This window comes from Acidisphaera sp. S103 (assembly GCF_009765975.1).
Taxonomy (GTDB): Bacteria; Pseudomonadota; Alphaproteobacteria; order Acetobacterales; family Acetobacteraceae; genus Rhodopila.
In genome coordinates, this window is sequence record NZ_LMUJ01000063.1 from 197,161 (window position 1) to 211,673 (window position 14,513).

Genomic DNA, 14,513 nt, shown 5'->3' on the forward strand with positions numbered 1-14,513 from the left:
CTATGCGGTCTCCTGCGAGATATCCTGGTTGGTGTAGTCGGGCATCATGATGGTCGCGATGACGCTGACGACGGCGCAGAATGCGATGTAGACGGCGATCACGTAGCCCGATCCGGTGGCCGCCAGAAGCGCCGTTGCGATCAGCGGCGCCGGGCCGCCGGCGATAATCGAGGCAAGCTGGTAGCCGATCGAGCAGCCGCTGTAGCGCAGCCGCGGCGTGAAGCATTCCGCGATCAAAGCTGCCTGCGGCCCATACATAAGGTCATGCGGAACAAATGAAAGGACGATGCCAAGAAAAATCCAGCCAGGCAGCATGGTGTTCAGCATCGCGAAGTAGATGAAGCCGAATATCCCGGTCGCGACCGAACCGATCAAATACATCCGCTTGCGGCCGATCAGGTCGGACAGGTGTCCGGCCAGCGGAATCGTCACGAATGAGACCAGTCCTGCCGCGATCAGCGAGGTCAGCAGGAAGTCGCGCGGGGTGTGCAACACCTGGGTGCCGTAGGCGAAGACGAACGCCAGATAGATGTAGGCCGGGCCTTGTTCGGCCATGCGGGCGAAGGCGGCCAGGGCGACCTCGCGGGGTTGGCGTTTCAGCACCTCCAGGACGGGAACGCGCTCGATCTTTTCTTCGGCAACCAAGCGGCGGAAGGTCGGGGTTTCGAGGATACCGAGGCGGATGTAGAGGCCGACCCCGACCATGACGATGCTGAGCATGAACGGAATGCGCCAGCCCCAGACCAGGAACTGGTCGCCCGACAGCCAACTGAAGAAGAATACCGCGACGTTCGCCAGCAGCAGCCCGGCGGGGCCGCCGAATTGCGGCCAGGACGTGATGAAGCCGCGGTGTTTGTTGGTGCGGGCCCATTCCATCGCCAGCAGGACCGAACCACCCCACTCGCCGCCGACGCCGATGCCTTGGATAAAGCGGATGATGGTCAGGATCACCGCACCCCAGATCCCGATCGTGGCATAGCCCGGCACGAAACCCACGGCGAAGGTGGCGAGGCCGGTGATCAGAAGGGTGGCGATCAGCGCTGCCTTGCGGCCGATCCGGTCGCCGTAATGGCCGAAGATGGCGGCACCGATCGGGCGGGCGATGAAGCCGACGGTGTAGACGGCGAATGCCTCAAGGATGCCGACCAGCGGATCGGAGTGGGGGAAGAACAGCTTGCCGAAAACCAGGCCGGTGACGATGCTGTAGAGCAGGAAGTCGTACCACTCGATCGTCGTTCCGACCGCGCTGGCGATGACCGCTCGGCGCAGTTGCGCATGATGTTCTGATTCCGACAGAGTGTCCGACCAGTTCGCGGTCGTGGCCATGCGGCTGCCTCCCTGTATGACGAACGGTGCCGGCCTTTGGCCGGACGTTGGCTATCCGTCATATGTCGCATGGCGGGCGGGAGGGCTGCCCTGAACTGGGTTATTGATGCAGATCAATCAGATTAAGCGGCCTTTTTCAGGCGTTTGGCCTTGTTGCCGCGAAGTTGGCTTGGCGCGCTGCCGCCCTTGGCTCTGTCCAGCACGAAGCGGGCGTAGTCGTCCATGTCGCCATCGAACGGTTTCACGGTGCCGTCGGCGGCCAGCCACAAGCGGTCGGCGACCAGTTCCATCAGGGAGCGATCGTGGGTGATCAGGATGACGGCGCCTTGGTAGCCGTTCAGCGCGTCCAACAGGGCTCGGCGGCTGTCGATGTCCAGGTGGTTGGTGGGTTCGTCCAGGATCAGCAAATGCGGGGCGGCCATGGCGACGAGGTTCAGCAGCAGGCGGGCGCGTTCGCCGCCGGACAGGTTTTCGACCGTGGTGGACTGTTTTTCGAAATTGATGCCGAAGCCGGCGAGGCGGGATCGATGGGACGTTTCGGTGTCGTCGGGGCGTTCCCGGCGGATGATGTCGAGCGGGGTGTCGTTGGGGTCCAGGGCCTCGATCTGGTGCTGGTGGAACCAGCCGACCTTGATGCGGCGCTCGCGTTGCATGTGGCCGGATTGCAGTTGCAGGGCTCCGGCGGCCATTTTCGCGAACGTGGATTTGCCGGCGCCGTTGACACCGAGCAGACCGATGCGGTCGTCGACGTCGAGGCGGAGATTGAGGTTTTTCAGGACCGGTTCGCCGCCGTAGCCGACCGATGCGGACTCCAGGCCCATGAGCGGGGGCGCTAGTGGTCTTGTTGGGGAGGGCAGGGTGAAGGGGGCGACGCGTTCCTCGATGGTGGAGGAGACGGGTTCCATTTTCGCCAGGCGCTTCATGCGGGATTGGGCTTGCGCGGCTTTGCTGGCCTTGGCGCGGAAGCGGTCGACAAAGCTTTGCAGATGAGCGCGTTCGGCTTCCTGCTTGGCGGCGAAAGCGGAGAGCAGGCGGGCTTTCTCCGCTCGGCGCTTTTCGAAGTCGTCGTAGCCGCCGGTGTAGAGGTCTAGTTTCCCCGAGTGCAGATGCAGGATGGCGTCGACGGAGTTGTTCAGCAGTTCCCGGTCGTGGCTGATGATGATGGCGGCGTTGGGGTATTTGCGTAGGCGTGCCTCCAGCCACATCGCACCTTCGAGGTCGAGGTAGTTGGTGGGTTCGTCCAGCAGCAGCAGGTCGGGTTCGGCGAACAGGGCGGCGGCGAGGGCGACGCGCATGCGCCAGCCGCCGGAGAATTCCGACATCGGGCGTTGCAGGTCGGCGGTGGAAAAGCCCAGGCCGGCGAGGATTTCCCCGGCTTTGGCGGGGGCTCGGTCGGCGCCGATTTCTTCCAGGCGGGCGTAGATGTCGGCGATGCGTTCGGGTTCGGCGGTTTCCAACTCGGTATGCAGCGCGTCGCGCTGTTCGTCGGCGGCCAGGATGGTGTCCAGCAGGCTGACGGGCGTCGCGGGGTGCTCCTGGTCCACGCTGGCGATGCGGGCGCCCTTGGGGAGGTTGAATTCGCCGCCGTCTTGGGTGAGTTCGCCCAGGATCAGCTTGAACAGCGTCGATTTGCCGACGCCGTTGCGGCCGACCAGGCCGACCTTGGCGTTGGAGGGGATGAGCACGCTGGCGTGGTCGAAAAAGCGCCGTCCCCATGCGTTGAACACGAGGTCATCGATCTGCAGCATGGGTGAGATTCAGTCCGCGGGGAGGGGAGGCGCGGTGTCTACCCCGGGCTGGCGGAAATAGCGAGGCTTTCAGGTGGCGGGCTTACAGTTGTCATGGAGCGTTGGGCGGTTGGGGTGGCTGTCAGTCGGGATTGGGCTGTTGGGGCGGCGGGGAACTGGCGCCCGTCAGCAATTCGTTGGCGGTACTGCCGAGCGCGGCGGCTCGGATTGAGGCGGCGGACCGTTCGGCTGGCGGGAGGTGGGGGAGGCTGGCGGTGATTTCCGAAGCCTCATTGACCAGCGCGATGGCCCACATCTCCTGATGGCGCTTGTCGCCGGTTATCAGGGCTTGATCGGCGGTCTGTTCGGGCGGGGTGAGCAGGCGTGTCTCGGCTTCCCGGGCCAATATTTGGGCGGCCGCGGGGCTTAGGAATTCCCTGGGCTGGTCGTCGTCGTCCTCGGCTGGGGGTTCTGGTGTTGTCTCGGCGTGGTACGGGGTTGGGGTGTCACGGATGGGTTGCTGGAGGACTCGGCGGTTCTGTTCGGCGGATCGGTTGAGCGCGACGGCGTTGCCGCGCAGGCGGAGGGTCATGGAGAGGGAGATGTCGTCGTCCATCGACTGGCTGAGCGAGCCCAGGGCGGCGAGGCCACATGCGATGATCTGGGCGATGGCGATCAGGTCGGCGTGGTTGCGGGCGCGGTAGTCGTTGATGGTCTGGATCGCGGCCATGCGGGCGAGGGTTAGGTCGCCGGCGGTGACGCCGAGGAAGGTTGGGGCGAGGAGGGTGACGACGAGGGTTAGCAGGGGGTTGGTGGGGTGGGCTTCGGGTTGGTCGGTTTGGGTCATGGGGCGGGCCGTTGTGAGGTTTGGCGGAATTCTATCTTAGATTGTGAGATTTGTAAAGTAAATCTTCCTATATGAGATTGACTGAGAGAACGGTGGCGTGCGCCGTGGATTTTGTTCACAGACGTACCATGCAAGGCCTCATTGTCGGCCTCGTGCTCAACTAGGATTTTCGTGCAAGGAAATTTCGGTGTAGTAAGATCACCGCGCGGTGTAGCCAGGAATGGCGATGACCGTTAAGGAAATGGGGTCTGCCGTGGCAACGCGGTGGCCTTCTTCTCACCGGGGGGCGGAAAATGGGTGACGACTTCGATTGGAGCCAGATCGAAAAAGACGCGAAGGTTGTCAACGAAGCCCGCGAAACCGTAGTTTATTTGAACACTGAAAACGACGTAGTAATCCGACAACGCAAGAATTGGCCCGATGAACAAGAAGACCCCTTTTTGGTGATTCCTCTATATCGCGTGCGCGCATTGATCGACCGTCTCGATGTACTGCTGCTGGATGCGCATAAGCCTTCTGACATCGAATGAATGTCGGACAATGCCGTTTTGTGGTAAGTCTTAACAGTCGCACCGCTGGCTACGGCTGAAGCTCGCCTGGAGCGAATGATCTTGTACTTGTCATTTAGGAGATGAGCTAGCCGGACAGCCTCATTAAGAATCTCGGTGAACCTGTCCGCATAGTGGCTTACATCATGTGCTCTATAAAGGAAGCTCGCACCCAGCAGATAGATTTGATCTGTTGAGTGCCGCCTAACCTTCTTCGTAGTGTAGGATGGTGGGCAAAGAAAATACCCGGAATTATTACAGTATTTCAGATGGAATCAGACTGTCATACTATGCGTAATGTTATTTCTATACTGGAAGAATCCTTCGTAGGCGATAATGAGCGCCTTCGCGTCTGCATCGTTTGTATCATCATAGAGGGGACACGCGACCGAAGCGCCGCCTCGTTCTCTCGCAACCAGGCGATGATGTGCTGCCGATCCATGGCACTCTATATGGCACAAAACGCCACCGGTGCAGCCGCCAAATAGCGGTGCCGCTACACACCCTATTTCGGAGCGGAAAAGATCAGTCTTTTCGATGCTAAATATTGGGGGCAAATATCGAGCGGACCGTGTGAAAGCAGGCAGCCCGCGGCGAACCAGGTCAGGTTCCGTTGAGCCGTGATTGATGACGCCGCCACCGGATGTAAACCAAACCCCCCGGAGCCGCACAGCTTGCCATTGTTCCCAGCAGCATACGGACATCCAGGCCATGATGCCCCGTATGTGTCATCCAGGTTATGACGGCGAAGACCAGTACCGGAAACGCGATAGCCGCGAGGCGCCGCTGCGCGAATGGCGCGGTCATAGCACCGACGAATGTTGCCACTGCCAACGGGACAAAGAACATGATACCGGCTAGGACGGCCATGCCCAAGGTTCCGATTGGCGGCTGGAAATCCGAGGGCGCCTGGACGCCAACCTGCAACCCGAGCAGCTTCAGGGTCAGGAATACGCCCAACGCCATGGATGCGAGATACGCAACGGCCGCCATAAAGGCCGCTAACGCCCAGTGGGCGGCTTTCTCGATGACATGCATCACGGCCCGACGCTCGGGGTATCAGTGAAATCGACGCATAAGGAACGATAACATCAACACCGTCACGACTAGGGTCGTAGTGATTTTCCGCTTCTGGCTCATCCGGTAGACGACCCCCTGCTTCCGGGAATAGGTGTCGCCAGTCCAGATTACCAGCAGATAGGCCGGCATGAACACCAGGAACAACAGCACCATGAACCACGGCTTACGGAAATAGGGTATTTCGGCCCAGTCACGGTCGACAACCAATTCTTCTGCCATGAAATCCGCCTGCCTTGATCCAAGAGGGGATGCGCAATGCCAGCCTGTGACATCGCACGGTATGTTCACCCATTACCCAAACGAGTCGTAACTGGCAATCCGTGGATGAAGCGTGGAATACTCCCGGCTTAATATTTGTCACGTGTAACAGTGAGGTTGCGGCTCACCCGGGTCTGACCGGGCGTTCACCGCAGATTATCCGTTTTCACATGGTCCGCGTGATCGGGGGGTAAGGTGTGCGACCAACTGGACAGCAATTTGTGACGATCACGTACAGTCAGGACCCCTGCTTGCGAGCCTCTGGCTTACGCGGGTGCTCCCCGCGCGAACGTGCCTCAACCCAGGTCTTTGCATCGTCCCACGGCACGGTCTTTCCGGTCGCCATTATTTTCGCCCAGCGCTCATAAGCGACGCGATGGAATGCCTCGTCCTGTCCGTTGAGTCCTGATCCACTGAACTCCGCTTCGGCTTCCTCGGGAAACGCTTGGAAACGCAGCCCATCCGCCGAGAAATCCACATAGTTCGGCCATTCCAGACCGAGCCGGTCCATCGCGATCCGCATCTTCGTCACAAAATAGGTCGCATCGGCCATGGGGGCAAAGACGTTCCCCTTCGCGATCACCGGGGACAGGTCAACGTCGGCACTCACCCCATCGGACCATGTGACGGTCACGGTGTGATTCGGATGGGCGACGGCGTTGGCGATCCGATATAGCATTTGCTACTAAATACTCAGATCCAGCAAATTGTAATCCCTGATCCCCGCCTTCGCGTCCGCGTCCCAACGGTGCGTCTCACCCTCGTGCGGCGCATACACATACGAGGTCTCCTCCGGAAACCGCCGCGCCCGAGCGTCGATCGCGTAGCCGATCAGGCGGGCGCGTTCGGCGATACGGGGGGCGTCGTAGGTTGATGGTCCGTTGTGCAGGCCGCTGCCTGTCACGCCCAGGACCGACCGTCGGCGGTGGAAGCCGAAATTCACCGTTACCCGCGAATCGGGGCTGGTGTTGGCGAACGACCCATGCACCGCCTGGCGGTTGGTGATCGCCACGTCGCCTGGTTTGCACACGATCGGCACCGCGTCCGGCAACCGCTCGGTGCCCGCTGCCGCCGCCATCGCTCGGATATCGGCTTTGCCGGTCTTGTGGGAACCCGGAACCACCCACACGCCGTTCGCCGGGGTGCAGCCGTACAGTTGCGCCATGAAGTTGAAGCCGTGCGAGCCCTGGTCCCAATTAGGGCTGTTCCAGTGCGTCAAACCGTCCTGGTGCCACGCCACGGACGCGCCCAGGCCGGGTTCCTTGATGAACAGCGCCTCATTGAACGGCACGAAATCCTCGCCGTTCACCGCTGCTGCGACGGCCAGCAGCGCGGGGTGGCCGTAGACGCGCAAGGCGGCCTCGGAGAACTGCAGCGACCCGAGGATCAGATACACGACCTCCTTCGGGGCGTCGGCGGCGGCTTTCGGCTCGAACATCTTCACCGGATGACGCCCGCCGGCCAGGTCGGTGCCACCGAACGGGTCGCCGAGGGGCTTCGACCAGAACAGCGTCGGGGCTTTCTGGCCGGCACCGAGCGCGGGACGTCCCTTGGCATCCAATACCGCGCCTTTCTCGGCCGGCAGGCGGTCCAGGATGGCGTGCAGGTCGGCCTCGATATCGGCGAGTTCGTCGGCGCCCAGGACGCCCTCGAAGACGTAGAAGCCGCAGCGCCAGTAGGCGTCCAGGATGTCGGGGTGCACCGCGCCGTCGGCGGTAAAGCGGATCGGACCGCGATTGCCCAGGCTGAAGGCGCGCTGCTCGCCTTCGTGGAGGTAAGCCCGCATGGCGGCTTCCTCGGTGCCGTAATCGACCGTCAGGGTGTTCATCTGGTGTCCTCCGGTACGCTTGGTTTCAAGGCTTAATCAGGTCGATGGTTGCTGGCAATCGGCGCCGGCGAGTGGAAAATCCTATCCGCGTTCGCGCAATTGGCGCCGGATGATCTTGCCGGTCGCGGTCATCGGCAGTTCATCGACGAATTCCACGTGGCGCGGGTATTCGTGCGCCGCCAGGCGGCTTCGCACGAACGCCTGGATGTCGCGCGCCAGGTCGGGCGATCCGGTCACACCGGGCCTCAGCACGATCCAGGCCTTGACGGCCTCGGTCCGCACCGGGTCGGGGATGCCGGCGACGGCGGCCATGCTGACGGCGGCGTGTTTGATCAGGCAGTCCTCGATTTCGCCCGGGCCGATGCGATAGCCGGCGCTGGTGATCAGGTCGTCGGATCGGCCGGCGAACCACAGGTAGCCGTCTTCGTCCTGACGGGCCTGGTCGCCGGTCAGCAGGTAATCGCCGGCGTATTTCTCGGCCGTGGCGGTCGGGTTGTTCCAGTAGCCCAGGAACATCACCGGATCGGGGCGGCGCACGGCGACGGTGCCGATTTGGCCGGCGGGAACCTCGCGGCCGGCTTCGTCCACGATGGCGACGGTGTGCCCCGGGATGGCGCGACCCAGCGAGCCGGGACGGATGGGAAAAAGGGCGCCGTTGTTGCCGGCGACGAGGTTGCACTCGGTTTGGCCGTAGAACTCGTTCGGGGTCACGCCGAAGGTGGCGGTGGCCCAGTCCAGCAGTTCGGCACCCAGGGTTTCGCCGCCGCTGCCGATGCTGCGCAGGCCGGGGGTTGGCGGGACATTGGCCATGCGCATCAATTTCAACGCTGTGGGCGGCAGGAAGGTGTTGCGGATTTGGTGGCGAACCATCAGATCCACCGCCTCCAGCGGGTCGAATTTGCGCGCTCTGTGGGCCACCACGGGCATGCCGTGGTGCCAGGCCGGCAGCAGCACGTCCAGCAGGCCGCCGACCCAGGCCCAGTCGGCTGGGGTCCAGAACCGGTCGTTCGGTTGCGGGAAGAAATCCTGCGGCAATTCGACGCCGGGCAGGTGACCCAGCAGAACTCGATGAGCGTGCAGCGCGCCCTTGGGATTGCCGGTGGTGCCCGAGGTGTAAACCAGCAGGGCGGGATCGTCGGGGTTGGTATCGACCGGAACGAAACTGTCCGAGGCCCGGTCCAGCGCGGTCTCGAACGATCGCCCGTGGCCGATGACGTAGATATGCCGCAACGCCGGCAGCACAGGGTGCAGCGCACGCAGTTTCTCGGCGCCGGCCTCGTCGGTGACGATGCCCGTGGCACCGCTGTCGGACAGGCGGAACTGAAGCGCTTCCTCGCCGAACAGGGTGAACAGCGGGACGGAGATCAGGCCGGCCTTGAACGCGGCCAGATGGGCGATAGCGGTTTCCGGGGTTTGCGGCAGCAGGATCGCCAGGCGGTCGCCGCGGGCGAAGCCATGCGCGAGAAGGGTGTTGGCGAAGCGGTTGGACTGGCGGCGGAAATGGTCGAAGGAGAACTCGGTCGCCGCGCCGGATTCGGCAACGAAAATCAGCGCCAGGCGGCCGGTGCCGTCGGCGTGCCTGTCGCACGTATCGACGCCGATGTTGTAGCGGTTTGGTATCCGCCAGGCGAAGTCCTGGTAGAGCCGATCATAGTCGGTATGTCGCGTCAGCATGTCCAAGCCGCCTCCCGGTCCATCGGCGTTTCGTCAGAACCTGCCTTATCGGCGGGCGGGAGGCCAGGGGATCACAAACCCAAGCTGGGCAGGGCGCGTTCGTGGCGCAGCAGCCAGCGTTTCCGCTCGATGCCGCCGCCGTAGCCGGTCAGGGTTGCGTCGGCGCCGATCACCCGGTGGCAGGGGACGATGATGCTGATCGGGTTGGACCCGTTCGCCATGCCGACGGCGCGCATCGCCTTGGGCCGGCCCAGCCTGACGGCGAGGCTGCCATAGGTCGTGGTTTCGCCGGTTGGAATGGTGCGCAGGGCAGTCCACACCTCGCGCTGGAATGGGGTGCCCTCGGTCTTGACCGGCAGCGCATCGATCGCGGTCAGGTCGCCCTCGTAATAGGCCTCCATCGCCCGGCGGGCGGGTGTCGGCCCGGCTTTGGGTTCCAGTTGGACGGGACCGTAGTGCAGCCGCAGCAGGTGATGCAGGCGCGGGGCATGATCCTCCCAGTCCAGGGAACGAACGGTTTCTTCCGCGTCCGTCAGCAGCAGCATCGTGCCGATGGGGGTGGGGAAGGTTTCGACGAAGAACGGGTTCATGCGCTTGCCCACAGATGTTGGGCGGCGTAGGCGCGCCACGGCCGCCAGGTTTCCGCCCGGGCCAGCAGGGCGCTGGCGGTTGGGCGCAGGCCCGCCTGGTCCGCCATGGCCCGCATCAGGCCGATGTCGGCGGCGGGAAAGGCATCCGGTTCCCGCAACTGTCGCATGGCGATGTATTGCGCGGTCCATTCGCCGATGCCGGGCAGCGCGCGCAGTTGCGCAACCGCTTCCTCCAGCCCGCGTCCGGCGGCGAAGATATGCGGGTCGGCCACCACGGCGGCGGCGACGGCCAGCAGGGCGACACCGCGGGCCTTGGGCATGCCCATGGAAGCAGGATCGGTGCCGGCCAGCGTCGCCGGATCGGGAAACACGTGGGTCAGGGCGCCATCCGGGTCGCGCAGCTTCTCGCCGAAGCGGGCGACCAGGGTGCCGGCCAGCCGGATTGCGCCAGGGACGGTGATCTGCTGCCCCAGAACGGCTCGGACCGCCAGTTCGAAGCCGTCCCAGGCGCCGGGAACGCGCAGGCCCGGGCGGGCGGCGACCAGCGGCGCGAGGGCCGGGTCCTTGACCAGTTGCAGCCCGATCGCGTCCGGGTCGGCGGCCAAATCGAACACGCGCCGCAGGCGGGCGATGATCTGGGGCAGGGCAGACAATTTTGGGAACCGCACCGTGGCGTTCAGGGCGTTTTTATCGAGGACGGGACGAACCGTGACGGTGCCCTGGTGGCCGTCCAGTCCAATGGTACGGCGATAAACATCGCCCTCCACCGCCTCGACTCCGGTGATGGCTCGGACTCGAAGAAAACGCAGCATGGCGGGCCAGTCGTAGGGCGGACGGTAGCGCAGCAGCAGAGTGATCTCGCCCTTGGGGCCGGCCGAGATATCCAGTCCGGCGGACCGGCGCAACGCGGTGGGCGGGCGTTTGAACAGCGCCTGGAAGGTGTCGTTGAAGCGGCGCAGGCTGCCGAATCCGGCGGCCATGGCGACCTCGGTCATCGGCAGGCGGGTTTCGTGGATCAACTGCTTGGCGAGGAGGACGCGCCGGCTTTGCGCGACGGCGATGGGGGACGCACCAAGGTGCTGCTGGAACAGCCGGCGCAGTTGCCGTTCCCCCACGCCGACACGGTTGGCGAGGTCGTCGACGGAAGCCTCGTCCAGGGCACCCAGTTCCACCAGGGCGAGTGCGCGGGAGACGGTGTTGGACGCGCCACGCCAGGCACCTAGGTCGGGTGACGTCTCCGGCCGGCAGCGCAGGCAGGGGCGGAAGCCGGCTTCGTGTGCCGCGGCGGCGGTGGGAAAAAAGACGACGTTCGCGGAGCGTGGCGTGCGGGCCGGGCAGATCGGACGGCAGTAGATGCCGGTGGTTTTGACGCCGGTGAACAGCCGGCCATCGAAGCGGACGTCGCGGACGGCGATCGCCCGGTAGCACGCGTCGTGGTCGAGATCGAGGCTGTCGGCCGGGGTCATTGTCGCTTCGCTTGACGGGGTATCCGTGGCGGGCAGTGTCGGCCGCGGCCGGTATCCCGCCGGCGGTGTTCCGTGCCGGGACTTATCGCCGGTGTCGGCCGTCCGGATGGTGGCGAAATCCGGCGGATCTGCCTCGGTCATGTCGCGCCTTCCTGAATTGCGGCGGCATTATCGGGTTCTTCCTGGGAAAAGTCTGGCCGTTTTCGGACGTGATTGATTGGGGACGGCCGGGGTGTCACCACGACCAGGCTGATGTGCCAATGTCGACGTGGACCGGTCTAACCGGCCAGTAGCTCCGCCGCCAGGGCGTCCCATTCCTGGTCCAAACCGCCGACCGCCGGCGCCCGCCCGGCTCGGTTGTACCAATAGCGGGCATTCGCAAGGTCGGGCTCCTTGCGGTGCAGATACGCATGCACGGCCGCGCCCGTCGGCCCGGGATCGGCCTGTGCGCATTCATGGGCCTTGTCCCAATCGCCCTTGGCGTCCCACCACAACGCCTGCAACGGCAGTGATGCCGAGGCCGGCGGGGCCTCCTGCTGGACCGATGCCTGAAATGCCGGGAGGTCCATGGGTCAGGCCGCCTTTGCCGGCAGCAACAGCCGCCGCAGTTTGCGCACCGCACTGTCCGGCGTTGTCAGCACCGTCCTGCCGGTCGCCGCGGCGATCGCTTCGGCCGCTTGCGACAGGCTGAACTGTGCCAGCGCGATCACCTCGCAGTCCGACAGTGTTGCCGCGGCCCGCACCGCCGCCGCGTTGTGGCCGGCGCTGTCGCCGGCGTTCAGCGCGGCCAGCGCATCCGCGGCCAGACATGGCACCAGCGTCGCGTGCGGCGCCGCGGCGGCGAACTCGGGCGGCATGGAGGCCAGCGTCGGCGCGAACGTCGCCATCAGGCCGATGCGGCCGCGCGGACCGACCAGGGCGAGGGCTTCCTCGATCATCGCCTCATTCGGCTTCAGCACCGGTATGGCAGGGAATGCCCGAGCGGCGGCCTCGATGCAGGGGCCGAAGGCGGAACAGGTGAAGAGGATTGCATCCGCCCCGGTCTGCGTCGCGTAGCGCGCCAGTGCCAGGAACCGGTCGGTCATCGCCGGCGTCAATGCGCCGTCGCGGGCGAGGTCGGTCGCCAGGGAGTCGTCCAGCAGGTTCATTAGCGTCGCTTCCGGCCACAGCCGGCCGAATGCCTGCATGATCGGCTGGATGGACGGGGTCATGGCGTGGATCAGGGTGATGCGCATGGTCGAAAACTTGCGACAGGGCGGCGGCGACGGCAAGGGGTGGCGTGCTCACTACGCCGGCTGTCGCAATTTGGAATTTCGCTGGATTCGGCGTTGTCTTTGGCGGAGGGCAAGTTAAGCAAGAATTGGGGAGCAAAAATGAACGTAAATATCAGCTATGAATATGGTTCTTGCGGTGCCGTTTGTTGGCATGGCGCTGTTTCGTCTTCTCAGGTCATGGGCGGTCCTTGAGTACCGTTGGCAGCAAAGCAATCAAGCGCACACAGAGGCACACTGAGTTTGCACAGAGTTGCACAGAGATTCACTCGGTACGATCCAATGTAAGAGTGAAGAATATACCTGGGCGACGTCTAATCATTCGGAAATATTAATAATAAGTCGCAAATATGCTGCATGGCCGACGCCGTGTGTTACCCCAGGGGCCGTCCAACCATTCGCTGCGTTCATTTGCGGTTCCCAATCCTTGCCTGCCGACGGATGACATCGGCCCGATTTCAATACAGTTGTCCGGTGCCCGCCACACCGGCCACCGTATCGTGTTGACGCGCGCACCACCGGCGGACGAAGCTTCCCATCAACACAACGGCCGGGCAACACGGCCGCAGGGAGGAACAAATCATGGCCGCGATCAGCCAATCCGCGACCGAGGCCGCGCTGGAAAGCCAGCGCATCGGCCCGTTGCAACTTCGCGTCGCGGCGATCTGCATGCTGGCGCAAACCTTCGACGGCTATGACCTCAGCAGCATCGGCATGGCCGCGCCGGCGTTGTCGCAAGCCTGGCACCTGCCCGGCGCGGCCTTTGCCAGCACCTTCGTCATGTCCAGCATCGGCATCATGGTGGGGGCGCTGGCCTCCGGCCCGATCGGCGACCGCCTGGGCCGCAAACCGGTGCTGATCGCCAGCCTTGTCCTGCTGGTGGTGTCCTCCTTTGCCTGCGTGTACGTGACGACGATCCCGATGCTCGCGACGCTGCGCTTCGTCACAGGCCTGGGCATCGGCACCTTGATGCCGGTCACCGTGGCGCTGGCATCCGACTACCTGCCCAACCGCCTGCGCGCGAGCATGATTATGATCGTGTTCACCGGCGCACCGCTGGGCGGGTTCCTCGGCGGCCAACTGGTAGCGCAACTGCTGCCGGTCTACGGGTGGACGTCGATCTTCGTCGTCGGCGGTCTGCTGCCGCTGGCGCTGCTGCCCGTCACGCTGTTCTGGCTGCCGGAATCGCCCCGGTTCCTGCTGAAGAAAGGCCGCTTGACGCCCGGCACCCGGGCGATGCTGCGGCGGTTGAACATCGAGCCGGATCAGGCCGATCAGACGCTGGACATCGCCACCGGCAACCCGGTCGCCGGGCTGTTCCGCGACGGGCTGGCCACCACCACGGTGTTGGTTTGGGTGCTGTATTTCGCCAATCTGCTCAGCATGTATCTGATCGGCTACTGGTTGCCGACGGTGCTGCATATGTCGGGGCTGACCCCGGCGGACTCAGTGTTCGCAGCCAGCCTGCGCGATGCGGGCCCGTTGTTGAGCATCTTCCTGATCGCACCGTTGAGTCACCGCTTCATGCCGCAGAGCGTGGTGGCGGTCAGCCTGGCCGGTGGCGTGGTGGCGATTGCCGTGGTCGGGCTGGTGAACCTGCCGTATCTGCCGCTGCTGGCGACGATCTTCCTGATCGGCTGCTGCACCACCGGCAGCATGACGGGGATCAACGGCATGATCGGGGCACTGTATCCGGCGAGGGTGCGCAATACCGGAATGGGCTGGGCGCTGGGTGTCGGGCGGCTGGGCGGCATCGGCGGCCCATGGTTGGGTGGCCTGCTGCTCGGGTTGGGCTGGCCGCCCCGGCAGATTTTCCTGTTCGCCTGCCTGACCGCACTGCTCGCGACGGTCAGCGTGGTGCTGCTGCGGTTTCAGGTACGGCGGGCGGGACCCCCGCC

The 14,513-nt window shown here is 64.2% G+C and carries 14 protein-coding genes; 2 read left to right on the forward strand and 12 right to left on the reverse strand.

Annotated features, from left to right (window positions below):
- From GSQ89_RS21730 to GSQ89_RS21740, 3 genes are all read right to left on the reverse strand, one after another.
- Positions 1–1,326, reverse strand: a complete 1,326-nt coding sequence (locus tag GSQ89_RS21730) for an MFS transporter (protein WP_158929119.1) — start codon at positions 1,324–1,326, stop codon at positions 1–3.
- Positions 1,327–1,448: 122 nt separating this feature from the next.
- A complete protein-coding gene (locus GSQ89_RS21735; RefSeq protein ID WP_158929121.1) occupies positions 1,449–3,074 on the reverse strand; it encodes an ABC-F family ATP-binding cassette domain-containing protein in 1,626 nt (541 codons plus the stop codon).
- Between the two features lie 121 nt (positions 3,075–3,195).
- Positions 3,196–3,900 carry a hypothetical protein gene (locus GSQ89_RS21740; protein WP_158929123.1) on the reverse strand — a complete coding sequence of 235 codons (705 nt, stop codon included), beginning with the start codon at positions 3,898–3,900 and terminating at the stop codon, positions 3,196–3,198.
- Positions 3,901–4,193: 293 nt separating this feature from the next.
- Here GSQ89_RS21740 and GSQ89_RS21745 point away from each other — a divergent pair, with 293 nt between their 5' ends.
- Complete coding sequence (locus tag GSQ89_RS21745) at positions 4,194–4,430, forward strand: hypothetical protein (RefSeq protein WP_158929125.1); 237 nt, start codon at positions 4,194–4,196, stop codon at positions 4,428–4,430.
- Between the two features lie 621 nt (positions 4,431–5,051).
- Here the strand turns inward: GSQ89_RS21745 and GSQ89_RS21750 are convergent.
- From GSQ89_RS21750 to GSQ89_RS21790, 9 genes are all read right to left on the reverse strand, one after another.
- Entirely contained in the window at positions 5,052–5,489 is a 438-nt protein-coding gene (locus tag GSQ89_RS21750) for a hypothetical protein (protein ID WP_158929127.1), read from the reverse strand.
- Positions 5,490–5,507: 18 nt separating this feature from the next.
- The gene (locus tag GSQ89_RS21755; RefSeq protein ID WP_158929129.1) at positions 5,508–5,747 is read right to left on the reverse strand and encodes a hypothetical protein; all 240 of its coding nucleotides are present in this window, start codon (positions 5,745–5,747) and stop codon (positions 5,508–5,510) included.
- A 277-nt stretch (positions 5,748–6,024) separates the two neighbouring features.
- Positions 6,025–6,465 (reverse strand): DUF2442 domain-containing protein, encoded by a 441-nt coding sequence (locus GSQ89_RS21760; protein WP_216856311.1) that lies wholly within the window; start codon positions 6,463–6,465, stop codon positions 6,025–6,027.
- Positions 6,466–6,471: 6 nt separating this feature from the next.
- The gene (locus tag GSQ89_RS21765) at positions 6,472–7,614 is read right to left on the reverse strand and encodes a phytanoyl-CoA dioxygenase family protein (RefSeq protein ID WP_158929133.1); all 1,143 of its coding nucleotides are present in this window, start codon (positions 7,612–7,614) and stop codon (positions 6,472–6,474) included.
- An 81-nt stretch (positions 7,615–7,695) separates the two neighbouring features.
- Complete coding sequence (locus GSQ89_RS21770; protein ID WP_158929135.1) at positions 7,696–9,288, reverse strand: acyl-CoA synthetase; 1,593 nt, start codon at positions 9,286–9,288, stop codon at positions 7,696–7,698.
- 71 nt (positions 9,289–9,359) lie between these two features.
- Complete coding sequence (locus tag GSQ89_RS21775; protein ID WP_158929137.1) at positions 9,360–9,878, reverse strand: methylated-DNA--[protein]-cysteine S-methyltransferase; 519 nt, start codon at positions 9,876–9,878, stop codon at positions 9,360–9,362.
- On the reverse strand, positions 9,875–11,485 hold the full coding sequence (locus GSQ89_RS21780) for an AlkA N-terminal domain-containing protein (protein WP_254073308.1): 1,611 nt from the start codon (positions 11,483–11,485) through the stop codon (positions 9,875–9,877). The genes GSQ89_RS21775 and GSQ89_RS21780 overlap by 4 nt, the downstream gene beginning before the upstream one ends.
- Before the next feature lie 137 nt (positions 11,486–11,622).
- A complete protein-coding gene (locus GSQ89_RS21785; RefSeq protein ID WP_158929139.1) occupies positions 11,623–11,913 on the reverse strand; it encodes a hypothetical protein in 291 nt (96 codons plus the stop codon).
- Between the two features lie 3 nt (positions 11,914–11,916).
- Complete coding sequence (locus GSQ89_RS21790; RefSeq protein WP_158929141.1) at positions 11,917–12,579, reverse strand: aspartate/glutamate racemase family protein; 663 nt, start codon at positions 12,577–12,579, stop codon at positions 11,917–11,919.
- A gap of 618 nt (positions 12,580–13,197) precedes the next feature.
- Between GSQ89_RS21790 and GSQ89_RS21795 the strand changes: the two genes are divergently transcribed.
- Positions 13,198–14,513, forward strand: a 1,316-nt coding sequence (locus GSQ89_RS21795; RefSeq protein ID WP_158929143.1) for an MFS transporter, incomplete at its 3' end; no start/stop codon positions are given.